We start from the raw sequence: 22428 nt of genomic DNA on the forward strand, positions 1-22428 counted from the left end.
CCTGCGCGTTCGGGATGGAGGCCTGCAAGCGGTTCTACTCGGTAAGGTTCACCAGACTACCCGACCTGCTGATGGACCTGTCCGCCGCGGAAGACAGGCACGCCCTCGAAAACGCGTTGCAGAAGTACACCAAGCCGACGCTCCTCATCATCGACGAATGGCTGCTGTTCAAGCTCCGCGAGAACGAGGCCAGGTTGCTGCTGGAGGTAATCCACAAGAGACGCAAGAAATCGTCGACCATATTCTGTTCCCAGTACGAGGAAAAGGACTGGTACAACCAGATATGCGACGGCGAAAGCACCCTTGCGGACGCCATCATGGACCGGATATCGTTCGACTCGTACAAGATAAACATCGAGTACATCGACAAGTCGGTTGACAAGTCCATGAGGGAAGTGTATGGGCTGAACCCGTCGGAAGCCCAGTAGGGCAAAAAACAGGTGGCTCCGTCAGGCCGGACTAGTGGCTCACACTTCTCCGGACTGGCGGCTCCGCCGCTCCGGAATAATCAAGCAAGAAAATTTTACATAGCGAATCTTTTTTTATCCTATCACCCAACTTATTGCCCAACTCATCACCCAACCGCCGTCTCGTTTCATTTGCGGACGAAAATTTCGACCGCAAAATTTTGGCTACTTGGCCGATGATGTCGGATTAATGTCGGAATAAAAGTGTATATTAGAATCCAGACGCCAAGGAGATTCCGCGATGACTCAATAACTCTGGAATAAATGCAAAAAGTGCGGCTGCGACAAGCCCGAAGACACCGAAAAGCTCTGCGAGCAATGCAAGGCCAAACGTCGGCAATTCTGGAGCGACGTCAAGAAGGTTGGCGGCGTGGCCGTTGGTGCATTGCTTGTGGTTATCGCTGGCGGGAAGATGAGGAAGAGGTAATAATTATACCATAAACGAAACCACTTTACATCTTATTTTCTCCAATTCCATTCTAATATGCTTTTGTATAAATCACCTCGCTTTTGGATTTGCTCTTTCTTAAAATCCGCATAAGGTTCAAATTTTAATCCGCTTCGTTCGATAAAGCCGATAAAACCAGGATTATTTTCATATTTATTAAAATGCAAGCTTTGCGCCAGAACATTTTGTTCAATGTAGTGAACTAATTTATCCGAATACTTATCATCACCATATGAAGCATTAAAGCTCTTTGGCAAAACAAGTAAATCACCTATTGAATTTCTCGCAGCAGAAAATTCCGCCGATGAACCACATTCGTCCGCATGTAGTTCAATGTGATTGCACCAAATATGTTCTATTTCAGTTGGATCATCCTTATGATTCATCATATAATCTGGCTTACCTGATTCAGCAGAAACAATTTCAGTAATCAAAGAAAGAAGTACTTTCAATTTCCTATTATTCTGTTGATTTAAAGTAGGATAATTATCTAATTCTATTTTTTCAATAGGGTCTGAATCCAAATATGGCTTTAATTCTTCAACTGTTTTTCCTCGAATAGTTTTGCATAAATCATAAATTTTAGCTTCCATAGAACTCTGAGAAATCATTGTATGATTCCATACACGCCACGATAGTACTTTTGTCAAATACTTAGAAACAATTTTTATTTTTGTTTCAACAACCTTGTCATCATCTTGATAATTAATTGAAGCGAGTATCAAGGCGGGTTGCAAAGTAAAACTATAATCACTATTAACAATTAAGTAAAGGAACTCATCTGTTTTTCTTTGCTGTATTAAAGAATAAATTTTCTCATATTTTGTTGCAAAGTAATCTAGCTGAACAATAAAATCAAAAAAATCATCTGATGTTTTTAAATTAAGAGCCACACTATTATCTCGAACCCAACGATGAAACTCCTTACCTATTCTAACAAAATCAGAAGTTGACCCCTTGCTTTGGGACATATCTTGTGCGTAATGACTACGTAGATATGTTTTAAAGAAATCAAATTCAGCTTTAGAATTCGAGCTTAAAGTTATTGACGCAAGGCGATTGACAAGATTATCATATTTTTTAAGCGCCGCATCTCTGTTTTTATCTTTAGAATTATCATCATCAATATTCGCTAACAAATAGCTTCTAAGCATCTCTATTTGCGTCAATGAAAGACCTCGGTCATTCATTGTTTCAAAAATCACATAAGCAAAATCATCGCTATTTGTCCAGACTTTTGAAAAAGAAACTTTATCCATCAACCAATATGCAAAATGAACAACATTTTCGTTAGTGATTTTTTCATTCCAACAATCTTCTATATCATTATATCGTTCAACAAGATTTTTAACAGATGATGGTTCTTTTTCGTTTGGAATATATAAGCCGTCATTTTTTAACGCTTGCATACATGTGCGTCGTTCTTCGATATCTAAATTAAAAAGGTCTTCTCCATAGTGGTCAGATGAAATTAAAGTACTGATTTTTGCAGGAAATTTATCAACAGTTCCGTAATTTCTAAGTAAATAAATCAAGAGCAATGTTAATGATGTTATTCTTTGCTGCCCATCAATAATAGAATTTCTATCATCTCCTTTTACCGACAAAACAATTTCACCCATATAATAGGGATCATATTTAGCAACCTCTTTAAAGTCATGTTCTGGGCGCCAATTTTTCAAGAATTCTGTTGATAAGTCATTTACCAAATCTTCAATATTCTTCCTTTGCCATACATATTCACGTTGATAGAAATCAACATCAAACTTTTCAGAAAAAAGCGTTTTGAGAGGAACTACTTGACTTTCAACAGTTTTTAATTGCGTTTCCATATTTCATCCTTTAAATTAAACATTTCTTACAAATTCTTCTTAAAATTTTCAGCTTGTTCAAAGATTTCCCCATAGACTTCGTCGCGTTCGACGGGCGGGTAGCCGAATTCATCAAGAAGGATTATCAGGTCCACTTTCAGTGCGGATTTAATGTCGTCGCGTTTGTCCCAGTCGGGGTATGCGGCTTGTTCGTCAACGAGAATCTTGACGCGTTTCGAGAGGGCAATTAGTTTGTCTTCGGGATAGGTGAAGTGGTACTTGACGCAGAGCGATTTTAGAATATCATAGAACGCGGTTTCTTCGAAGCTGAGGCCTTTTTCTTCACCTTCGGTAAACGCCTTGCGGACTTGGACAATCATGTCGGTCAATGTTTCGGCCATTTCTTCATAGACTTCGCTTTTCAAGATGTCTTGTTCGGTGCGGTCGTTGTACTGCTCCACAAGCTGTTGCATTTTCTGCGTGAAGTTGACGCCCTTGACTTTGTTCACCTTGCGGATTTGCCCGATGGCTTTTTGCAGGAGCATTTGCAACAGTTTGATTTTCGTATTCGGCAGCTTGATGCGGTTGATGTGCTGCAGGTATTCGTCGTCAAAGATGTTCTGTTTTGCCTGGTCGGCTTCGGCATCGCTCAACTGCAGAACGTCTTCCACGCCTTCGCTCTGGAGCGCCGAGGCAATCATCTCGCGCACGCGGGCGTTCATCTGCGCGGTATCGGGTGCATTGCCTTTTGTGAGTTTATGCAAAATGGAGCGAATTGCGAAGTAGAAATGTGCACGGTCACGCTCGGTCTGCGTGATTCCTTCGTTGCCAACGCAAATATCGTATGCGGCTTTCAGGCGTTTCGCGAGGCCCATAAAGCGAGTTTCCTTTTCCTTCGTGGTTTGCACGAATTCCTGCGCCTGCTTGAGGCAATCCAGTTTCTTCAGTTCCGCGCCATTGCCCGCGCTCTTAAAATACGCCGACGCATCGAACTTGTACATCAACTTGTCAAGCAAATCCAGATGGTTGCGAAACTCCGTAATCGCTGCGGTAATGTCTTCTACATTCTGCTCCGAACCGGCTCCGTACTGCTTTAGTGCCAGGTTCATCTTGCGCTTGATGCCGATGTAATCAACGACAATTCCCTTGTCCTTGCCCGCAAACGTCCTGTTCACGCGGGAAATCGTCTGAATCAGGGAATGCTGCTGTATCGGCTTGTCGATATAAATGGCATCGAGGCACGGAACGTCAAAACCCGTGAGCCACATATCCACGACTATCGCAATCTTGAAGTTGGAGCGTTCCTGTTTGAAAAGGCGGTCCAGTTCCTTGCGGGCGTTATAACGGCGCGGTTGTTGTGAGACAAAAAATCACCTTTCGTGAGACAAAACGAAAGATGATTTTGTTTTTTTTAAGCCATAGCATTCCATAGTGTTGTCGAAATTGCGACAAATTTTTTGCTATACCCTGGTGAAATAGTTGCACTTTGGGTGCCGCCATAACCAGTCCAATGAATTGTTAAATCGTCATTACCCACATTATGAACAATCAATTCGTCACCAGTTGTAGGAGTGTATTCAGTTAAATAAAAGTCCGTACTCATCCCAACATCCCCTCCCTGGTGGCTGTAATGATCAGGAATTCTGAACACATCAAGTGACTTAGGTTCGTAATGAGTCAAATATTTTCCAAGAGTATCTTGAAGGTCATTGGTTGTAAGAGTGTCAGGAATAGCAATGTTCCTGTTGATTCTACTTACAGATAGATAGTCAGTGAAGATTTTATTAACATTTAAAGTTTGGGAAATAAACAAAGACCCGTTGATGTTTCCGCCAGTTTTCGCCAAAAAAGTTACTGTAGCCTGATTCAAAGCATCTTCAATTGCCGCGCTAAATGATTGCAATCGATAGACGCCAAACCCATCGCCCGAAATATAATGAAGAAAACTAACGCCTTCAGGCAAATCTATTTCATCATACCAAGTATTACCATTAGCAGAGCACTTCATTTTTATGGTAATTTCGCCAATTGAGCGATTGTGCAAAATAGCCAAATGGTTTCCCTCGGCTCCATTCAAACCAGCCAAAAAAGGAGATTCAATGGTTACGGTGTAACCAGAACCCGAAAAATATATATTGTAATCTTTGTCCGAATTACAATTTAAAGTAGTTGCCTCGCCAACACCCATTGGTTCCCATCCAGAAATAACATCTCCTGCAAACATCAATCCCCCTCTGGTCTCTTTTACCGTAAAGACTAGGTTGCCAATACGATATGCTGGATGGGTGGCTTGATTGAAGATTTGTGCTAGGAATCTAGGGTTGGAGTCTTCTTCATTTACGCGGGCTTTACCTAAATATTCGATTCCTTCGGGAGTGGGAAGGTGTCCCACCTCCTCTTCGCCTTTTTCAAATGAGGGATTTTGGAGAGCGTTCAAGAATTCGGGGGTGATGATATCACCGGTTTTAAAGGTCTTTTTATTCATGTTCAACCTCGTTTGAATGGTAGTTTATTGCATCAGAAGACTGCATCATGCTGATATAGCGGTTCTTGCGTTCTTCGGTCAAAAAGTCGTTTTCAGGAATTTCGGCAAGAGCCAATGTTGCTTCGAAAAAAGCTCCCGCCAACAAACAGGAAAAAACCTCTGATAACGCTAAAAGGATTTCCCTTCCTTGTCCTGAAACACCAAATCTCATTGAATCTTCCCTAAAAATGGCGATAATATGAGATGCCAACTTTTGATTGTAGAGTATTCTAGATAGGTTATCGCCATTGACAGATTCGGCAACGAAAGTGCGTTCGAAGCTAAAATCTTTAGGTGGTTGAATCTCATCGCCAAAAACATCTGTGTAGGTTGCTTCTGGGTTTGGGACAGCATTTTCGTCTTTAGAATAAAACTCAGCATCCATCCAGATGCATTTCCCGTCAATACTGTAAATTTTGCTAATCATGACCTTACCTCACAATGTTGAATTGGATGTATGGAATGGAACCGTTGTTGTGCGTTGTTCCGGCAACACTATCGGGCCAATTTTCGGCACCATCCTGAATGAAGTTGTTGATAACTCCGGAAACAGCAGTATCACCACTCGCTGGAACTACGCTGCTAACCGATTTTCCAAGAAATCGACCTTGTCCATGGATTGCAACAAATACCCAATAGAACTTCTTTCTGACAATTTCTACAGGATTGTCGAATACGATTATAGCGTTTTCGCCCAGCTCTTGGTTGACACAAGACAACAGCTTTGTTGCTCCGTTTAACGTTTTTGCGTCATTGCCAAAAATGGCAACATTAGCGCGATTGTCGCTATACGAGCTTCCTGCTATAGGAGAAAAAGCGATAGAGCCAATACTACCCGAAGGTAACTTGATTGGCGCGAACCTTACATCCAGCATCTGTCCGGCTGGAACATTCGATGCATTCACCTCGGTATCTGCCAAAACCTCGTCAAAAGGAACCGCTGGGGTAAGCAAGATTTCTCCGTCATCATCTCTAGTAATTCGGATGATAAGATCATTGTTTTCTTGCGGAGAACCAGGACGATTAACGATTTCCGCAGATAGCCCGGAGCCAAAACTAAGTTTATCAAAAAGATTCCCAGGAACAGCATCTGCGTCAGAAACTTTGATTTTACCATTTGCTAGTCCTGCAAGTTCAGAAAGTAGAATGCAAAAATTCTCCTGTCCGGCAAATCCGGCCAAAGATGCATTTGCGGCCAAGGCCTGAGCCAAGGTTTTTGTTCCCATTTGAGACATTTTTTTGTCTAAGGTTTCTTCGTTCATGTTTCGTTCTCCAGGAGAAGTTGATGTCCGTTTTCAAGAAGCAGGGCTCCGCCATCTTCGAGCAACAAGCGACCTGCAGGTGGCTGTTGGAATTTCCATTTAATTTGAGTAAACGGGATTTTCTGAGCTTCCAATGTCTGTATCAATTTGGTACAAGAAGATTTCAGTCTATCACATTTAACCGTCCAGGTGTATTGTTCATCCTGGTCGTATACTTCAAAGCCTGCTCGGCCAAGGCCCGCACGGAGCATCCTGGGCGGTTTTACAATATCGATATCGAAACCGATTGCCGCTGCAAGCGCCTTGTAATGACGTTCCGCAATGCCTGAATCCCTGTTGATAGCCTCTAAAAGGGCTTGGCGGCGAACTTCCAAGGAGCCGGAATGGCCTAATTCATAAAGGTTTTCCCACCGTTCGAGAGTCGTTACTGCTGAACCAGGAAAGATTTCACGGTAGACGGCATCGGCGCTTTCCAGGGCTCTGTCAAGCTCCTTGGCTACGGCATATTCTTCCGCATCCATCTGGAGCGGATAGAGCTGCGTAAGGGCCCTGTAGTGTCTGCTTTCAAAGGGATTGACTGCCATTACTGTACCACCAGATTGCCAAGAACGAATTTTTCAGTGGGATACGATTCAATAGCATCTGTTTCAACCTGATATTCCCCACTATTTTTCGACACTTCGATAGTAGTCGCATTCTCGCCACCATTTTTGATTGCGTATACAACAATTTGTGAAGGAATAAAGAGATCTCCTGGTTCTAAATCGGCGAAATATTTATTGACATCTTCCCGGAAACCGTCTTCGTCCAATTGTTGCAGATTTCGCACCGTAACACGTAGAGAAAGAGTTATTTCTACAGGAACATTGACCCAAATTTCACGCGGGGCAACGGGGCCTTCGTATTCGCATTTTGCCCGGATAGCTTCACAGCAGCGCATCGAAAGTGAACTCGGACCCATCAGCATGAGAACCGTTCCCACGCCATAGTGGTTCTTGAGGCATCGGGATGATGTCGGGGCCTCATTTGAGTCACTGGGCACATAAATTTCGACGCCGAAACACTTGACGGTATTCAAAGCTTCGGTTTGCCAGCTTTCGAGCGCTTCGATTTCTTCGAGTTCAACCTTGACATAGCGGGTAGAAACAGAATCGAAGGTGGCCATAGCCCACCAGTAGGCGGCATCGACCTTGCCCTGCTTGGTCCAGGTCTGGGCGTCGTCGGACGTATAAATTCCAAAAGTAGCCGGTCGTTTGGTAATGAAACCAAGACCAATTCCAAAGATTTCCTTCGAATTGCCCAAATCAATCACGACATTCTTTTCAGTGTCGCTGGATCCGCAAGTAAAGGCGATGTTTTCGCGGTCGTGCGGTTTGACAGCGTTGGCCGCGTTCAGGTCGGGCATGTTGCCGGAAATCATCGAGGATTCGAGCCCGATAGCCTTGCCGGTAGAAGACGCTTCCAAGGCCCAGCGTTCGTAATCACTAGGCTTGCCGCCGCTCTTCGGGTTGCGAAGATACGACAGGATGAACGTCAAAAGCTCGCTTGCGGTCAGGTTGCTGTAGTCCAGCCCACGATCGTTCGCCCACTGTTCCAGGCTTTCCTGGTTCATCGTGGTCGGAAAAATCTGGTCAAGGGTCCAGTCCATCTGCTTGTAGAGGCCCCAGATGGCAGACGCAGCAGTCGCGAATCGGATATAGGTTTCCGTGCCCTGGCTAATTTTGATTGTCGGGTTGTAGTTCTTCGCATCAACAATCATGCGCTGTAAGATTTGATCAACTGTTACGGACATCGCCGACCTCCACAAAACGCTTAAATTCAATCACATCGCCATTGTATGCGACACATACCACATGCACCAGGAGCTTGTCGGAATCGGCATAGGTTGCCGTCGATTCTACGCTTCTAAGGTGCTTGTAGTCCAGCATCCACTTTAGTGCCTCGGTGGCATAAGTTTCGGCTTTGCTCCTGGTGTTTTCGGATGCCACTTCACGGGCAAGTTCTTTGAAACGGTGGCCAAATTCAGGTTTCTTGTAAAATGAACCTTTTGCCACGGTAAGCGAAAGCTGAACTTCTTCTTTGATCTGGTCTGTAGTCATTGTAAGGTCTCCGGGAAAGATGACGGGCTGGGCGGTGTCGTGGGCATGGTTTCAGTCACGGTACAAATAGCGGTTTTCAAGACCGTTTCAATGGCCCCAAAAAGCTTCTTGTATGGCTTTTGAACTTCCTGCTTGGAAACCGCTTGAGCGTTTACCAAATTCGCGATGACCGCCAAAACGCCCGCTTGTGCCGCTGTAAAAGTCGGAATGACTGACACGACGGCTACGCCACCGTGGGACGGGATTCCAGGCTTAGGCAGCCCCTGCCAATAGGCACAGAGCCTGGCGGCCATGTTGGCAGGCGTCCCGCTGGACGGGTCGAGCACCGAGAAGGCGCTTTCCAGGAGAGACTTGTCGCCCCCCGCCGAAAGGTCCGCTCCGAGAATGATGCCGCCCTTGGCATAGTCATCGTAGGCCTTGGCAAGCTGAGGGGCCACGCTTGTTTTGCCATCGGCAGACTTGACAATCCGGGAAAATTCGGAATCGAGAGTGTCCAGATCAAGCATTTAGACCCCCGTATCCTGCTGTGTAGGCGGTGCGGTTGGTGCACCGAGGTTGCCCACGTGAGTGTGCTGGTTGAAGGTATCGCGAAGTTTTGAGAGATTTCCGATCTTATCCTTAACTTCGCCATTGACACGCACGTCGCCATCGATATCAAGACCGCTCTCGGCCTTGATGGCAATTGTGCCATCATCCTTGAGGATGATATAGTGGTCCTTAGCACGGTAAAGGGCCGTTTCGCCTTCTTTTACGGCAGGACGCTCTTTGCCGTCGCTTGCAACCGCAATGACCACATTGCCAAACTGCAAGAAAAGGCAACGCTCTCCGGCCTTGGGAATGCTGATAAAACCATAATGCTGCATCATCTGACGGCCTTCAAATTCGATACCGTTGGCCTTGCCGCTGATACTGCGGAGCTTGCCTGCCACATCCTTGCAGCTGGTAACCAAACTGGTGAAAAATTTCATCATAACGAGCCTCCGGGCTGTAATTCAAGGCGGGTGCGCTTGCCCTCACTCCTGGAGAGCGTGAACATGCGGCGTTTAATCAGATACGAGTCAACAGCGCCATTGTAATGGTCCTCTACGTCGCAAAAGGCGTTGATTGTCCAGGGAATACCGTTTTGCGAGTGCCCGGGCATCGTGTATTCGAGCTGGATTGCGGAAGCCTTTTCCGTTGCCAGCTGAAGTTCTGCGGTCTTCTTGGCAGGGCCCTCGTTCTCGTTCCAGTTTACCACAAGAGGGCGATAGAACGGGAAATCGTCATTTTTGACCGAGGCGGCTACATACTTGATGTCGCTATCGTCCTGGCTTTCGCCGATAACCTTGATAAGCGAGTGCTGACCGTTCAATGTCTCGGTGACAGATCCCTCGATATAGTCCATTTTCTCGCCATTTTCAAAGGCATGGATTCTGAAATCGGCCTTGCCACGTTCAACAGGCTTGTCGAAGACCAAGGAGCCGTCAGGAGATGCCCAGAATAGAAAACCGAGCGAATTGGCCGCTTTCTTCAGGACATCAAAGACGCTGTCTCCCGGAGAAAGCTCGACGAACTTGCGCTTGATTTTATCCTTGTCTGAACCCGAGTTGAAAACAAAATCTTTCCTGGAGAGAAACGGCAGGTCCTTCACAAGCCGTTCTGCCAGCTGGGGAAGCGTCCTTGGCAAAGTTCCAAACTTTGTCACGCTGGAGTCGGCTAGCACCGACGCCACCGATCGCCCCTCGATTTCCATCTTGGGCCCGCTGCGAGAAAGGGAACGGCGCACGGTATCGATAATCCCCGCCATGACGCACTTGCGGTTCACAAAGATTTGACACAGGTTGCCGCGGTTCATATCGTACTTAGAATCGCATTCGAACGAGAATGAGCCTTCCGGGGAATAGAGGTCCGCATCGATCGTGTAGCTCACGAACTTGTCCACCCGAGCTCTCCCTTTGGCATTCGCCACAAGCACGACGACTTCATCATTCTGCATAGACAAGCACCTCGCCTTTCATGAACGTGGGATTCTTGGCGTTATTCAATGCGCAAAGGCGCTCAGCCGCCTTATAATTCAGCTTGTTGTCCAGGGCAATCTTGTGGAGCGGTGTTTCGTGGGTCACGTTGATTGTCTTGGTGGTCATGTATTCCAGCTTGATACGAAGCACCGCATCCGACAGCGTCGCCGCCATTTTCTTGAGCCTGTAGGGGCTTACAGCCTGCGGAAGAACCTGTTGGATGAACTCCCTTGCCAAGGCTAACGTATCCTCAAGTTCATCGGGGGAAAGCAGATACGGTTCGCTTTCCGAAGCCAGTTCGCGGCCTTCGGCATCGTCAATGGCGACTCGTTCAGCCGCAATAGATTCGCCCATCTTTTTCTCATCATCGGATATTTGCTTGGCGGTCTCCGTAGCGACAGTAGCGGCAGCAAGGGTTGCAAATGCAGCCCGAACGCTTGCGGGGGCACCATAAAGAGCCGCCAACATCGATGAGGCGTTGGTGACCAAGGTGGCGGTAGATGCCCTGGATTTGCCCTTGTTGGAACCGGCCTTTCTGGCAAGTGTCACGAAAGAATCGCAGCATTCCTGGATAGCCTTTGTCAAGGTTCCTGACAGCGAGTCCATATAATCGATGGTCGTATTGATTGCATCGACAGGGGCCTTTATGGATTCAATTGTTCCCAGGAGTTGCCCCATGGCCTTGTTTGTCGCTTCGCCAAAGCTTCTGGCAGCGTCTCCGAGAGATGCCCATACATCGATAAGCGACCAGTCCGAAGAACCGGGAATATCGGGAACGCCGGTTTGTTGCATCGATACGGCGACACTCTCCTGGACTTCCAAATTGAGAGCCTGTGTTTCTTCGAAATTGGCGTCATACGGGTCCGTATAGCTCTGGATATCGTCCTGAACATGCGCTACCACAAAATCAAATGTAAATGCGGCATATCTCTTGCGACGGTCATTACTGAATGATACGTTTTTGGGATAGCCTGTAACCGCGCCATGCTTGGGATGTACCAGCAAGACTGGCGCTTTGAAAATCGATAGGAACCAATTTCTCAGCTCGGTATAATTTCTGTCATACTCGTCATTGATCAAAACACCAGAGAACTTGAGCGTTTCAGGATCAACGCCCATGTCTTCGAAATCGGCTCCGTTCTTGTAAGGGTATTTAGTTTCGGCTATAGCGTGAGAGATTTCGTCGCCAATCGACTCCAGCCGAAGTTTCCATGGGCCAAGCATTGGAATTTTTTCTTCTGCCATTTATGCCCCCCATCCCGGTGTTGTTTTTCGTCCGCTGACTTTAGGCGGTTTACCCTTGTCGGTTTCGACGACAGCCTTGCCGTTGGAATCCACATTGATAATGATGTTTTGGTTCAAAGCCTGCATGTATTCCTGGGGCGACATCATTTTATCGCCCTTTTGAGCCGCGACAGCATTCTTCGTCAGCTGATTGTATAGCCGTAAATCGCCATAAAGCTTGTCAAGTTTCTTTTGTGACGGCAAGAAGCTGTTTTCTTCCTTTTGGATTTCGAGAAGGGTGTCCCCATGCTTCTTGCTCCACCTTGCCGCTTCAGGCCCATATCTTTTTTCAAATTCTGCCTGGTTACGGTCCACCATGGCCCGGCTGTTGGCCTCGACATCGGCGACGACATTACGCCATTCCATAAAGGCCTGGCCAAAGTTGTAGATTTGATTCATGGCCCAGCCTGTGGCAGCCGTCATCAATGTGCCGCCAATGACACTGCTCCCGAACTTGTTCAGCCCCGCACGTGCGGTGGAAAGGCCCTGGCGGAATCTGCCGACCTCTTTTGTGGTCGATTCCATAGCCTGGGCCGCCTTCTGGGTAGCAGGCTGATACATAGGCGCATCATCGTCCATGTAGTCAGAACCACCGCCAAAACCGCTGCGCATATTGACTACGAATACCTTTTGGACAGATGCATCCAAAGCGGAAACGCCCGTCCCTGCGGCAGATGCCCCTGCGCCGCCCTTCTTGCTCCAGATACCCTTGATATCCCTGGCGAGTCCGGCCACATCTTTCACGAGACCGCCAATTTTGACAGCACCCAAAGCTGCAGCGGCAACGGCCATCATCTTGAAGCCCGCCGTAACTATTCCCTGGTGGCGGGATAGAAAGCCCAGAGCGGTCGTCAGCTGTTCAACAGGCCCTGTAAGGTTCGTGTCTGCAAATTGCAGGGCGACATTCTTCATCTTGTCAACATTGCTGTTGAACGAATTGGAAGCCTTTTCATAATAATCTTCCAAAACATCGGTATTTTTCATGCCTTCGATACCAGCTTGGGCAATTTCATCCATTCTTTCCCAGTTGTTTTGGAACTCCCCGATCAGGGGGTTGATTGCCTTCATCGAAGAAGCGCCAAACACAGGCGACAATTTTTTAAGACTTCCGCCTGTTTTTTTCATGATTTCTTTGATAATTACATCAAATTCGCGAAGTTCATTGTTCTTGTCAAAAACACTAACGCCAAATTTCTTCTTAATATCGGCGGCCTTGTCAATAAGTTCCGAAAACAATGTCGAAACGGAAGTCGTCGTTTCCGCCTGGCTCTTGATTTTTTCATTGACAATTTGTAGGAATGCCCCGAATTTGGCAAATTGATCCGTAGATTTAATGCCAAAAGTAGAAGCAGACGCCAGCAAAGCCTTACCTTCGGTGGCGAAGCCCTGTAAAGTAAAGGACCCTTTTTCTCCCTGGATAATCAAGGCATTAAAGGCTTTAAAAACCTGGTCGGCGCTATACCCCATAGAACCTTTCATGGAAGACGCTACAGTGGCCAAATCTTCAACAGAAGCCTTAGATGCTTTGGACGCTTTAGCCAGGCTTTCACTCATTTTTTCAGCAAAATCGAAATCACCTGTAATTTCGCCAATCTTTGAAACACCGTTCAGGATTTCATTGGCGGCGACACCTGTCTCGATTGCCGTCTTATGCAGCGATTCGCGGAACACCTTCGTGTCCGCGTCGCTTTTCTTTGCCGCAAAGCCGTAATACATGAGCGATTCGGAAAGGTCGCCCACGTTCTTGACGGCCATGCCAAGGCCACCCCCAAGGACCAGCGAATTGAACGGAGTCACCAGGCTGTCGGCAAGGCCCCGCATGGATCCGCCGACACGTGCAATGGTCGCCCGTGCCTTCGTCCCGAAAGAAGAGACAGCAGTCGATGACTGGCGCAGGCCATTCTGGAGACCTGTAGCATCCGCACCGATTCGCAATGTGACTTCGTTATTCGCCAATTGTCTGCCATCCTTTATCTTTTTCGTTGGGTTCCAAAAGCCCCTTCATCGCAAAGACAAGGAGCCACTGGGCGTCAGTTATGCTTGCAACCGGGCAACCAAAGTACGCACTAGCTTCCAGGCCGTATTCAAGCTTACGACTTTCAATTGAACCTGGTCCGGCGTTTTTTTTAGCGTTTCGATGAGCGTCTCGATACTTTCGTCCGAAACTTCGTCAAGGCTCGGGTCGCATTCCTCGGCAAATGCATTGTATTCGTCGCAGAGTTTCTTCAGTTCGTCGGGGGTACAGAACGAACGCAGGTGCTCCGCAGAGCGGAAAATGCGTTTTCCCGTATCGACGTTGTAGAAAGCCCGCCACATACCGTGAGCAGCCTCCTGTTCACGGTAGTCGGTAACATTGTGCATTGCGATATCAATGCCGTCGTGCTTGAACTCCAGCTGGTTATCGACTTTAGCCTTGCGGGTTTCGGAAAGCGTCAGCAGGCGGATTTCAATCTTGATGTCCGGCCTGCCCGGCCAACTCACGACACGCTTGACATCGTGGGATGCCTTGATGCGGGCAATGAGTTCGTCGGGTTCGTCGTCGCGAATGGCTTTTTCGAGTTCCGTCATTAGCTTACCTTGCGAGCGCGGGCATAGAAGTCGAGCTGGGTTTCCTTGGCGGTCTTGCCGTCAATGTCACCCGGAGTCTGTTTCAGGAGACGGCAACCGGTGAACACCACCTTCTTGCCGCCCTTGTACTGCACGACAACAGTGGCGTCGCTGGTTCCGGTCCAGTCTCGGTCGGCACCACTATCGGGCACGACGGTAAGCAGGAAACCATAGTTGGGCGGTACTTCCACCACATCTACGCCATCGGCGAGTTCCACGGTCTGGGCTTCTTCGATTTCGTTCTCCTTGAACTGCTTGAAGCCCGTAATCTTGTCGCCGTTAAGGACAACTGTAACTTGGGAAATCTTCATGGTTCACTCCTTAGTTGAGGTAAAGGTCGATGGTGGAATAGATCTGGTTCAGGCCAGGCACGACAGGAGCCGGAATCTGGCAGAGCATACGGCCCGGTTCATCCTTCGATTCCTCGGTAATGAACTGGTCTGCATACTGGTCAATGAAACGAAGAATCTGCACCCCTTCGAGGCTCTTTGCCACGGCGATGTTGTCTTCGTTCAGGGCATCGGGCAACAGCTCGTGGATGACCTTGTTCTTGTACTTCACCTTGTGCATGGCGAGAATGGAGTCTCGGAAATAGTCAAGCGAGGCGATGACACCCGTATCAATGAGCTTGGGGAAGCGGACGCCGTCCTTGGTGCTGCGAGTAGTCACGGCACGGACAATGCAAAGTTCGCTGTCGGTTTCCACCAGAGGAATCACTCCGCCATAAAGCAGGGCATCCTGTTCTTCGCCGCTCCACTTGTCGGCGATATCCGGGAGACCGATGCCAGGGATCGGAAGCCCGTTCATGGGCTTGTTGGGCTGGGAATTGCTGGCAAAGATGGCGGCAAGGCCTGCGGCAATTTCCCAGGTAGTGGCGGGAATGGCGTTCTTGACTGCGGCAATGTGCAGGCGTTCGCAGTTGAAGTCGGTTGCAAGGGAAATGGCGTCGCCGGCCCCGCCAACGATTGTAGCCACAATGCCACGCTGGCCACGCTGTTCAAGCGGTTCGGCAGCCTGCATCAAGTGCGTCTTCAAGAGGGTCAAATTGGGCGCATCGGCCGTAGGGAGCACAATCAGGTGGAAACGTTCAGGGAAGGCCGCAGCAAGGGCGCTTTCCACGTCGATTTCGCCAGTTCCCGCAGTAAGAATCGGGTCTGCTGCCGTGATATCGGTGGAAACGACCTCGACCGAGACATTCACGCCACCCTTGGCGGCAGAAATGTAGGCACCGTTTGCCTTTGCTGTAAGGGTCACGACCCCCGATGCGGCTTCTGCGATAAACGGTGCGGCAGCTTCGGCGTTCAAAGCAGTGGCAATGTCTTCAGCAACCTTGGCAGCTTTTTCGCCGATTTTCACGCCGACATTGACATTCTTACCGTTATAGACGACACGGACAAGGCCGCCAACGGTTGCAGCGGTTTCGCCGCTGGGGTTGGAAAGCGTGATGGTCCAGGTGGCGGGGGTTCCCGCAGTAGCCTTGTGGCGCACCAGGGTAATCTGGGCGTACTTCCAGGCATTCTTTGCGGCCCTGTACATCTGGTGGAGTACCGAACCGGCCCCGGCGAGAGCGAGGACCTCACTTTCGTTGTAGACCGCCGTGGGCTTCGCCACTGCAAGGGTGCCGCCTTCGGCAATGTCGCCGACCAGAAGCACCTTCTGGATGTTCGCCGGGAGTCCGTTCGGGCCGGCAAAGTAGTTGTATTCCGAGTAGGAGCCCGGAATCATGGTTTCCGGGATGTTGTTGGTCAGTGTCATGGTGTTTCTCCGTTATCAAAGTTCACTTTGGATGTAGCGAGTTCCTCGTGCGGTTCCTCTTCGCTCTTGAAGGAACTCCATATAGAAAGCAGGTTGCGGTAGCTTGCTTCTTCTGTTTCAGGCGTCAGCGTGTACGCCGTTTCAAATTCAACTTCAGCTTCCAGGATCTTGTCGATAAGATGTTCTGGAGTAGTCGTTTCTTTCCAGTTCTTGGCATTCAGGGGTTCGATGTCAAGACCAAGGTTGTTACCTTGCAGCTTGCCTACCACATACTTGACTGCAGGGTGCAAAAGCTTGCGGCGTTCAACTTCGTTCGCAACATTCTTGAACACCAGGTAAACGATAATTTTGGAAGTCACTTTCAGCTTGTCGGTAGAGTCTTCCTTTTCATAGCTGCCCGATACGACGGCGGCAGAAAAACCTGGGCGCGAAAGGACCGTTACGACGGAGCCAATTTCAACAGCCTTAAACCAAAAGGCATCTCTTTCCTTCGCAGGAGTCTTGCCATTCTCACCGCAAAAGAGTTTATTTATCTTTTCCTCGATATCGAAATCGGTCATAAGGACCTCATGGATTCAAGCGAGAAAATGGCAGGCCCGCCATCGACTCTTGAAGACACCTTGAATCCGGATTCATCGACGGGGCCTATTTCGTCAATCCCTATGGAAACTTCACCGTCGGCGATTCGCTTCAAAAGGGCTATGGCGTTATTGTAGCGGAGCTTCATCCCTTCGGTGATATTCATCTCCGTCAGGCGCTCGTAAAGATTGTAAATCGTCAGGTCAACGCAAATCATGCGAAGCACTCTCGGAATACGCGGGAGCGGCAACCTGAAACGCTTGCCGATGTAGGCGTCAATCAGGGTAGAACTTTCCTCGATGGCCTTGACCACGATGTTCTCCTTGATTTCACCGTCGGCATTCGGTGTGAGGTCATCGGTGACCTCCACCAAGCGCGCATCAGGCACGTGCCCCCGTATATCGTCGAGAGTGCAGTAGTTCATCGGCTTACCTTAGGCAGTCTTGAGGACGTCCTTGAGGAGAATGCCTGCGCCCGGGGCGGTCACCAGTTCAGCCTGGTAGAAACCAGCCTTCACGATTTCGCCGCCCTTGAGACCAATATTCTTGTCTTCGATGACTTCCACGTAGCGTTCGCCGACCTGGGCAGTCATACCCCAGGCAAGACCTTCCTTCAAGTCGGAAAGTTCTTCCTGGTAGTGGGCAAAGATGTTTTCGCCCCAGCAAGAGGTGAGATCGGGCTTCTTCGGATTCTTGCGGGTGTTCACGCGGGCCTGACCGACGATGATGCGGTCCACTTCGAAGAGGTCCGCAATCTGTTCACGGGTAGCGACACCGGAGCCGTTGTTGGTGGGCCAGATGGCGTTAATCACGGACTTGTCGGTACGCAGCTTGTAGAACACCTTGGAACTCATGCCAAGCACGTTCGGACGCACAAGGGCGGATTCCATCATATCCATAATCAGCTCGAAGATGTTGGAACCTTCAGCACCGATCTTTTCAGAAGCAGAAAGGGTCTTGACCTGCGAGGATTCATAGTTGGCTGCATCCTGAACGATTTTCGCGATGCGGATTTCCCTGTCCAGGAGAATACGGTCAATCAGGTTTTCGATGGTCTTGTTGACGAAGCGGTCCTTGTTCTTCACCTGGTCAAGGTCTTCGTAGGGAACGGGAGTCTGCAAGCCGTAAGCCTTGGCAAGCCCCGGAATCTCTTCACCGCCAAAATACACGACATTCGGAGCGGACATTCGGCCCACCTGGGTATCCTGGGCACCAAATGCATCGCCCATGTTCCTGCGGAAATACTTGAATGCGAGTTCGTTACCGTCAAGCTGCTTGATTGGCATCACCTCGTCGGCAATCAGGCGACCGTTCTTGAATGCGGTCACAAGGCCGGTCTGCTGTTCGCCAATGGGCAGGATGGTGGCAAAACTTGCGCCTGCGCTACCAAAGCTCAGCGAATCGACGATGAACTGCGGAACGCCGCAGGCGGTAAGCGCGTCGCCACCTGCAAAGGCGCAGACGGTAAGCGCAAAGGTGATGAGGAAAAGAGCGATCTTGGTCATTTTCTTCATGGGTTATGCTCCTTCGTTGGAAGATTCGTTTTCGTTGCCGTTGGTGTCGCCACCTTCAGTTCCACTGGTTTCAGGTTCAGTGGGTTCGGTGGGCGTTTCGCCACCTTCGGTGTTTGCCGGGGCGTCGTTGTCGCCAGCGGGAGTGTCATCGCCAGTGGAAGGCGTTTCGTCGCCAGTGGATGCCGTCGCAGCAGAACCGGCGCAGTCCACCTTGATGCGGACCACATCGCCTTCGGAGCCCGAATCAAGGGCCACGATGCCGGACGCACCTTCGGCAGGAACGCCGCGACCTTCGGCATCGGAAGCGAGAGCCTGACCGTAGGTCACGTCGGCACCCAGTTCCACATGGCCGATACCGTCGTGCTGCACATCGACGCGGTTGCCTTCATTGACATCCACATCCATGGACACGCCAAGCACGGCATCGCCGGAACCTGCAAGTTTAACATTGCCTTGGGCTTCGCCAGCCTTGACGAAGCGGAAAGCGGGGACGGCGGTTTCCGCCGTAAAGTTGAGGATATTGCCCTTCATCAGGTACTCCTTATTGATTGTAACATTCTTCCGCAGCTTCGGCGAAACTGAGCTTGCGCCCCTTTGCCAGCTGTTCATCGTGATACTTGCTGATGCGTACCGCCGCAGACTCCGAGCTAGGAGCTGCCGCGGGCGCAAATTCACCGAACTGGACAATCTTCGGTAAGGATTTTACCGTGTCGCCCAGAACCTGCATCGGGTTCATTCGTTCGTCGCCTTCGCCAAAGCAGCCTTCGCCATCAACAGGCAAGGCCTGCATAGCGCCAAAGACCTTCATGAAGCAATCCTTCATCGCCTGGTTGCAACGGCCTTCGGCAATGGCGTTGTCTAAAGTCTCAGAGAACGCCGCACCGGCTTTTTGGCGCTGCGCCGCAAGCTTGTCGGCCTTGAGTGCCTCGTTTTCAGCCTTGAGTGCGGCATTCTCTTCGCTCAACCGCGTCGCCTCGCTAGAATTACCTTCCGGGATAGATTCGGTCGGTTCGTTACGAGGGGGCGTTGTAGGCTGAGGATTCTGATTCCCGTTCTCCAGCGAATCAGAACCGTCGGTATTCGGTTCACCGAAAGAAGCTGTAGATTCCGCAGGCTTTTCCACAACAGGCTTCGGCTGTTGCGGGAAGTCCTTTGCGTCCTTCAAGACGCTTTCGATTTCTTCGATGTCCTTGATGGCGTATTCCGGGAAAACCTTGTCGGCAGCCTCAATGCCATCCTTCTCGATAAGCTGTTCGCGCTGGCTGCGGAACATACGTCCAATGCCGCTCAGCTTGTACACAAGCGTTTCAAAGACACTGCGAGGCACCAGGCGGTCCCATGCGAAAGGCTCTGCAAAGACGCACACGTCCTGCTCTGTAACGCCCTTGTCGGCTTCAGCAAACATTCCTTCACCGAAACACAGCGGGGCCATACCCTTCATAGCAGGGCCAACCGCACCGAGAGCGCCCAGATGCCGCAAGCCTTTTTTCAAGTTGCTGTAAATGGCTGCGGAAAGATACTTGAAGCCGCCCTTCTTCACTTCTTCGGCAAAGTCCGGGTTCACATCGTCGAGCTTCACTTTCAGCACATTGTCTTCCACCTTGGAATCGACAATCGAGGCTACACGCGGATCGTCGAGTTTCGGGTGGCCCTTGACCATCGGCGGCTGGTAACCGGCTGCAAGCTGGTCATGGATTCCTTCGTTGAGGTCATTGAGGTCCGCTTCACTGAAGTCGTGTTCATTGCCAGCCATGTCAGTGACCTTGCCGACCTTGAACGCCTCGACCCATGGTTCCTTCAAATCTTCCGATTTCAGAATTTTGTCTTTCATGGCCTCAAAGATACCCGAATAAAAGCGAACGAGGACATGACATTGTCATGCCCTATGTCAGAGCCTATTGGGTAACTTTGCGAGGAGGTATATACCATGGATAAAACTTTCTGGCAGGAAGCATTGAAACAGTTCGGCATCGGCGTCATTTTCGCGCTGATGCTTGCCATCTTCTACACGAACGAAAACGCCAAGTGGGAAAAGAACGCCGCCAATGACCAGGTGCGCTGGGAATCGGTTCTGAAACAGTACAGCGACGACCAGAAAAGGGCGCTTGACGCGATACGGGCCTGTTGCATGGAATCGCATACGACAGGGAGGCAACCGTGAGCAAGTCCGAACTCAAGCCCAAGGCGAAAGAATTTTACACCATTCACCAGATGAGCCTAGCTGACATTAGCCGCCGGCTCAACATCTCCACGCGCACCCTTCAGAACTGGAAATCTGAAGAACACTGGGACGAAGCACGTGCCGAAATCAGCGGCAGCGAAAAGAACTTTCACGCGCAGCTGTTCGAGCTGGGCGAAGTAATGGCCCGCAAGATCAAGCAGGATGAACTTGACGGCGTAAAGGTTGCAGCCGAACGCTACACCGCACTCCAGCGAATCATAGACACCGCCGAACACGCCCGCAAGTACGAGGCCGTGGCACCCAAGAAAAACAAGTCCGAGCTTTCCCCGGAAGAACGTGCCAAGAAGGCGCTCGAAGAAATCAAGAAACACCTGGGCGTATAATGGCAGCACTAGACGAATTCTTTTTTCCGTATCAAAAGCGGTGGCTCGCCGACAAGTCGAAAGTCAAGATTTTCGAGAAGTCCCGCCGTATCGGCGGCACGTGGGTGCAAAGCTTCGAAGACGTGCAGGACTGTATCGAGCAGCCCGGACTCAAGGTCTTTTTCAGCTCAGCTGACATGACCGCCGCAGCTGAATACATCGACTATTGCGAATCGTGGATTCAGAAGCTCAACGCTATCGCCAAGGCGCTGGCCGAAATCAACTCCGAAGACATCGAGGACTGCGAATTTGCCGACGAGGACAAGGGAATCAAGAGCAAGATTATCGAGTTCAACAACGGCTCCAAAATCTACGTGCTCTCCAGCAACCCCAAGGCGTTCCGCTCCAAGGGCGGTAAAATCGTGTGGGACGAAGCCGCCCACCACGAAAACGACCAGAAAATGTGGGCAGCCGCAAAGCCTGCCGCCATGTGGGGCTATCCCATCCGCATTTTGTCAACCCACAACGGCGTAAACAGCCTTTTCTACAAGCTCATCGAGAAATGCAAAAAAGGCGAACTCGACTACAGCGTGCACACCGTGCCAATCCAGCTCGCAGTAGAGGAAGGCGTTGCCGACCGCATCTGCGGTCGAAAACTCTCCAGGAAAGAACGCGAAGAATGGCTGGAGCAGGAACACAAAGGCTGCCTTACCGAAGCCATCTGGCAGGAGGAATACTGCTGCAACCCGCAGGACGAATCCAAGGCCATGATCAGCTACGACCTGATTCACAGCTGCGAGCGCCTAGGAGTACTCGGGCTCGAAAAGGCCAAAGGCCCGCTCTACCTGGGTTGCGACGTGGCCCGCCACCGCCACCTCTATGTCATCTACGTGTTCGAAGACATCGGTGATCGCCTGATTTGCCGTGCAGTAGAAGCCTATCAGAACAAGAAGTGGAGCTACCTTGAACAGAAACTCTACAAGTTCCTGAAACTCCCGAACCTTGTCCGCGGCTGTATCGACCGCACCGGATGCGGCGACCAGTTCACCGAACGGGCCCAGGACAAGTTCGGCACGGTCAAGGTCGAGGGCGTACTTTTCTCCAACACGGTAAAGGCCGACCTTGCCATCACCCTTTTGCAAGCGTTTGAAGACCAGAAGCTCATCATCGAGAAATGCCCAAAGTTCCCGGGCATCGACACCAAAATCGAGGACGAACAGGCCGAAAGCATCCACGCCGTCCGAAAGATTGTCACGAGTGCGGGGAACGTGCGCTACGACGCTGCAAGCACCGAGCAGGGCCACGGCGACTTCTTCTGGGGAGCCGCACTTGCATACCATGCGAAAAACGCAAGTGACGCGGGTCCGGTATTCATCCAGACCGCCAATCCGTTCAAAGGGGAAAGCATGAATTTTAACGGCTTCTAAAAATCGCACAGAAAGGCCCTTTCTAGCCCGTTTTTGTTTTGGACTAGTAAACGGTCATCCGAGTTTAGAAAATCAAAATTCAACGAATTTGAACGGCCATTCAACGAGATT

Annotated in this window: 25 protein-coding genes; 4 read left to right on the plus strand and 21 right to left on the minus strand. The window is 49.7% G+C overall.

All coding sequences use genetic code 11. The features are described from left to right. Positions 1–14: 14 nt before the first annotated feature. Positions 15–428 (plus strand): ATP-binding protein, encoded by a 414-nt coding sequence (locus BUC02_RS14470; protein ID WP_083564624.1) that lies wholly within the window; start codon positions 15–17, stop codon positions 426–428. A gap of 498 nt (positions 429–926) precedes the next feature. Here BUC02_RS14470 and BUC02_RS14480 read toward each other — a convergent pair whose 3' ends face one another. From BUC02_RS14480 to BUC02_RS14580, 21 genes are all read right to left on the minus strand, one after another. Beyond that, on the minus strand, positions 927–2747 hold the full coding sequence (locus BUC02_RS14480; RefSeq protein WP_073323740.1) for a DUF262 domain-containing protein: 1821 nt from the start codon (positions 2745–2747) through the stop codon (positions 927–929). A 26-nt stretch (positions 2748–2773) separates the two neighbouring features. Next, a complete protein-coding gene (locus tag BUC02_RS14485; RefSeq protein WP_371341036.1) occupies positions 2774–4051 on the minus strand; it encodes a type I restriction enzyme endonuclease domain-containing protein in 1278 nt (425 codons plus the stop codon). A gap of 86 nt (positions 4052–4137) precedes the next feature. Further along, the gene (locus BUC02_RS14490) at positions 4138–5211 is read right to left on the minus strand and encodes a hypothetical protein (protein WP_073323744.1); all 1074 of its coding nucleotides are present in this window, start codon (positions 5209–5211) and stop codon (positions 4138–4140) included. Then, entirely contained in the window at positions 5204–5677 is a 474-nt protein-coding gene (locus BUC02_RS14495) for a hypothetical protein (RefSeq protein WP_139261210.1), read from the minus strand. The genes BUC02_RS14490 and BUC02_RS14495 overlap by 8 nt, the downstream gene beginning before the upstream one ends. A 4-nt stretch (positions 5678–5681) precedes the next feature. After that, a complete protein-coding gene (locus BUC02_RS14500; RefSeq protein ID WP_073323748.1) occupies positions 5682–6512 on the minus strand; it encodes a hypothetical protein in 831 nt (276 codons plus the stop codon). After that, positions 6509–7096 carry a putative phage tail protein gene (locus BUC02_RS14505; protein WP_073323750.1) on the minus strand — a complete coding sequence of 196 codons (588 nt, stop codon included), beginning with the start codon at positions 7094–7096 and terminating at the stop codon, positions 6509–6511. Before BUC02_RS14505 ends, BUC02_RS14500 begins: the two co-directional genes overlap by 4 nt. After that, entirely contained in the window at positions 7096–8304 is a 1209-nt protein-coding gene (locus tag BUC02_RS14510) for a discoidin domain-containing protein (RefSeq protein ID WP_139261212.1), read from the minus strand. Before BUC02_RS14510 ends, BUC02_RS14505 begins: the two co-directional genes overlap by 1 nt. Then, positions 8288–8611, minus strand: a complete 324-nt coding sequence (locus BUC02_RS14515) for a phage GP46 family protein (RefSeq protein WP_072807717.1) — start codon at positions 8609–8611, stop codon at positions 8288–8290. Before BUC02_RS14515 ends, BUC02_RS14510 begins: the two co-directional genes overlap by 17 nt. Next, positions 8608–9117, minus strand: coding sequence for a hypothetical protein (locus tag BUC02_RS14520; protein ID WP_073323754.1), 510 nt, complete (start codon positions 9115–9117; stop codon positions 8608–8610). The genes BUC02_RS14515 and BUC02_RS14520 overlap by 4 nt, the downstream gene beginning before the upstream one ends. Further along, positions 9118–9582, minus strand: a complete 465-nt coding sequence (locus BUC02_RS14525) for a phage baseplate assembly protein (RefSeq protein ID WP_073323756.1) — start codon at positions 9580–9582, stop codon at positions 9118–9120. Further along, positions 9579–10586 (minus strand): phage baseplate assembly protein, encoded by a 1008-nt coding sequence (locus BUC02_RS14530; RefSeq protein WP_073323758.1) that lies wholly within the window; start codon positions 10584–10586, stop codon positions 9579–9581. Before BUC02_RS14530 ends, BUC02_RS14525 begins: the two co-directional genes overlap by 4 nt. Further along, positions 10576–11853, minus strand: a complete 1278-nt coding sequence (locus tag BUC02_RS14535; protein WP_073323760.1) for a DNA circularization N-terminal domain-containing protein — start codon at positions 11851–11853, stop codon at positions 10576–10578. Before BUC02_RS14535 ends, BUC02_RS14530 begins: the two co-directional genes overlap by 11 nt. Next, positions 11854–13848, minus strand: a complete 1995-nt coding sequence (locus BUC02_RS14540; protein WP_073323762.1) for a phage tail tape measure protein — start codon at positions 13846–13848, stop codon at positions 11854–11856. Between the two features lie 78 nt (positions 13849–13926). Then, a complete protein-coding gene (locus tag BUC02_RS14545; RefSeq protein ID WP_072807711.1) occupies positions 13927–14460 on the minus strand; it encodes a hypothetical protein in 534 nt (177 codons plus the stop codon). Further along, positions 14460–14810 (minus strand): hypothetical protein, encoded by a 351-nt coding sequence (locus BUC02_RS14550; protein WP_073323764.1) that lies wholly within the window; start codon positions 14808–14810, stop codon positions 14460–14462. Before BUC02_RS14550 ends, BUC02_RS14545 begins: the two co-directional genes overlap by 1 nt. Before the next feature lie 10 nt (positions 14811–14820). Then, positions 14821–16254 (minus strand): phage tail sheath subtilisin-like domain-containing protein, encoded by a 1434-nt coding sequence (locus tag BUC02_RS14555; RefSeq protein WP_073323766.1) that lies wholly within the window; start codon positions 16252–16254, stop codon positions 14821–14823. Next, complete coding sequence (locus BUC02_RS14560) at positions 16251–16814, minus strand: hypothetical protein (RefSeq protein WP_073323768.1); 564 nt, start codon at positions 16812–16814, stop codon at positions 16251–16253. The genes BUC02_RS14555 and BUC02_RS14560 overlap by 4 nt, the downstream gene beginning before the upstream one ends. Beyond that, positions 16811–17257, minus strand: coding sequence for a gp436 family protein (locus BUC02_RS14565; RefSeq protein ID WP_073323770.1), 447 nt, complete (start codon positions 17255–17257; stop codon positions 16811–16813). Before BUC02_RS14565 ends, BUC02_RS14560 begins: the two co-directional genes overlap by 4 nt. 9 nt (positions 17258–17266) lie before the next feature. Then, on the minus strand, positions 17267–18346 hold the full coding sequence (locus tag BUC02_RS14570) for a hypothetical protein (RefSeq protein ID WP_073323772.1): 1080 nt from the start codon (positions 18344–18346) through the stop codon (positions 17267–17269). A 3-nt stretch (positions 18347–18349) separates the two neighbouring features. Then, complete coding sequence (locus BUC02_RS14575; protein ID WP_073323774.1) at positions 18350–18877, minus strand: DUF2190 family protein; 528 nt, start codon at positions 18875–18877, stop codon at positions 18350–18352. Positions 18878–18887: 10 nt separating this feature from the next. Then, a complete protein-coding gene (locus BUC02_RS14580) occupies positions 18888–20177 on the minus strand; it encodes a hypothetical protein (RefSeq protein ID WP_139261215.1) in 1290 nt (429 codons plus the stop codon). 96 nt (positions 20178–20273) lie between these two features. On the opposite strand from BUC02_RS14580, the gene BUC02_RS14585 reads away from it, so the two are divergent. The 3 genes from BUC02_RS14585 to BUC02_RS14595 are packed head-to-tail and all read left to right on the plus strand — an operon-like array spanning position 20274 to position 22317. Then, positions 20274–20507 carry a hypothetical protein gene (locus BUC02_RS14585; RefSeq protein ID WP_073323778.1) on the plus strand — a complete coding sequence of 78 codons (234 nt, stop codon included), beginning with the start codon at positions 20274–20276 and terminating at the stop codon, positions 20505–20507. Then, a complete protein-coding gene (locus BUC02_RS14590; protein ID WP_073323780.1) occupies positions 20504–20911 on the plus strand; it encodes a terminase gpP N-terminus-related DNA-binding protein in 408 nt (135 codons plus the stop codon). Before BUC02_RS14585 ends, BUC02_RS14590 begins: the two co-directional genes overlap by 4 nt. After that, the gene (locus BUC02_RS14595; RefSeq protein ID WP_073323782.1) at positions 20911–22317 is read left to right on the plus strand and encodes a terminase large subunit domain-containing protein; all 1407 of its coding nucleotides are present in this window, start codon (positions 20911–20913) and stop codon (positions 22315–22317) included. The genes BUC02_RS14590 and BUC02_RS14595 overlap by 1 nt, the downstream gene beginning before the upstream one ends. Positions 22318–22428 lie beyond the last annotated feature (111 nt).

This window comes from Fibrobacter sp. UWOV1, from assembly GCF_900142495.1.
Classification (GTDB): domain Bacteria; phylum Fibrobacterota; class Fibrobacteria; order Fibrobacterales; family Fibrobacteraceae; genus Fibrobacter.

Excerpts from the sequence above, each read along its gene's own strand:
- BUC02_RS14470 (WP_083564624.1), top strand. The coding sequence starts at position 15 with ATGGAGGCCTGCAAGCGGTTCTACTCGGTAAGGTTCACCAGACTACCC.
- BUC02_RS14480 (WP_073323740.1), bottom strand. The coding sequence starts at position 2,747 with ATGGAAACGCAATTAAAAACTGTTGAAAGTCAAGTAGTTCCTCTCAAA.
- BUC02_RS14490 (WP_073323744.1), bottom strand. The coding sequence starts at position 5,211 with ATGAATAAAAAGACCTTTAAAACCGGTGATATCATCACCCCCGAATTC.
- BUC02_RS14495 (WP_139261210.1), bottom strand. The coding sequence starts at position 5,677 with ATGATTAGCAAAATTTACAGTATTGACGGGAAATGCATCTGGATGGAT.
- BUC02_RS14500 (WP_073323748.1), bottom strand. The coding sequence starts at position 6,512 with ATGAACGAAGAAACCTTAGACAAAAAAATGTCTCAAATGGGAACAAAA.
- BUC02_RS14505 (WP_073323750.1), bottom strand. The coding sequence starts at position 7,096 with ATGGCAGTCAATCCCTTTGAAAGCAGACACTACAGGGCCCTTACGCAG.
- BUC02_RS14510 (WP_139261212.1), bottom strand. The coding sequence starts at position 8,304 with ATGTCCGTAACAGTTGATCAAATCTTACAGCGCATGATTGTTGATGCG.
- BUC02_RS14515 (WP_072807717.1), bottom strand. The coding sequence starts at position 8,611 with ATGACTACAGACCAGATCAAAGAAGAAGTTCAGCTTTCGCTTACCGTG.
- BUC02_RS14520 (WP_073323754.1), bottom strand. The coding sequence starts at position 9,117 with ATGCTTGATCTGGACACTCTCGATTCCGAATTTTCCCGGATTGTCAAG.
- BUC02_RS14525 (WP_073323756.1), bottom strand. The coding sequence starts at position 9,582 with ATGATGAAATTTTTCACCAGTTTGGTTACCAGCTGCAAGGATGTGGCA.
- BUC02_RS14530 (WP_073323758.1), bottom strand. The coding sequence starts at position 10,586 with ATGCAGAATGATGAAGTCGTCGTGCTTGTGGCGAATGCCAAAGGGAGA.
- BUC02_RS14535 (WP_073323760.1), bottom strand. The coding sequence starts at position 11,853 with ATGGCAGAAGAAAAAATTCCAATGCTTGGCCCATGGAAACTTCGGCTG.
- BUC02_RS14545 (WP_072807711.1), bottom strand. The coding sequence starts at position 14,460 with ATGACGGAACTCGAAAAAGCCATTCGCGACGACGAACCCGACGAACTC.
- BUC02_RS14550 (WP_073323764.1), bottom strand. The coding sequence starts at position 14,810 with ATGAAGATTTCCCAAGTTACAGTTGTCCTTAACGGCGACAAGATTACG.
- BUC02_RS14555 (WP_073323766.1), bottom strand. The coding sequence starts at position 16,254 with ATGACACTGACCAACAACATCCCGGAAACCATGATTCCGGGCTCCTAC.
- BUC02_RS14560 (WP_073323768.1), bottom strand. The coding sequence starts at position 16,814 with ATGACCGATTTCGATATCGAGGAAAAGATAAATAAACTCTTTTGCGGT.
- BUC02_RS14565 (WP_073323770.1), bottom strand. The coding sequence starts at position 17,257 with ATGAACTACTGCACTCTCGACGATATACGGGGGCACGTGCCTGATGCG.
- BUC02_RS14570 (WP_073323772.1), bottom strand. The coding sequence starts at position 18,346 with ATGAAGAAAATGACCAAGATCGCTCTTTTCCTCATCACCTTTGCGCTT.
- BUC02_RS14575 (WP_073323774.1), bottom strand. The coding sequence starts at position 18,877 with ATGAAGGGCAATATCCTCAACTTTACGGCGGAAACCGCCGTCCCCGCT.
- BUC02_RS14580 (WP_139261215.1), bottom strand. The coding sequence starts at position 20,177 with ATGAAAGACAAAATTCTGAAATCGGAAGATTTGAAGGAACCATGGGTC.
- BUC02_RS14585 (WP_073323778.1), top strand. The coding sequence starts at position 20,274 with ATGGATAAAACTTTCTGGCAGGAAGCATTGAAACAGTTCGGCATCGGC.
- BUC02_RS14595 (WP_073323782.1), top strand. The coding sequence starts at position 20,911 with ATGGCAGCACTAGACGAATTCTTTTTTCCGTATCAAAAGCGGTGGCTC.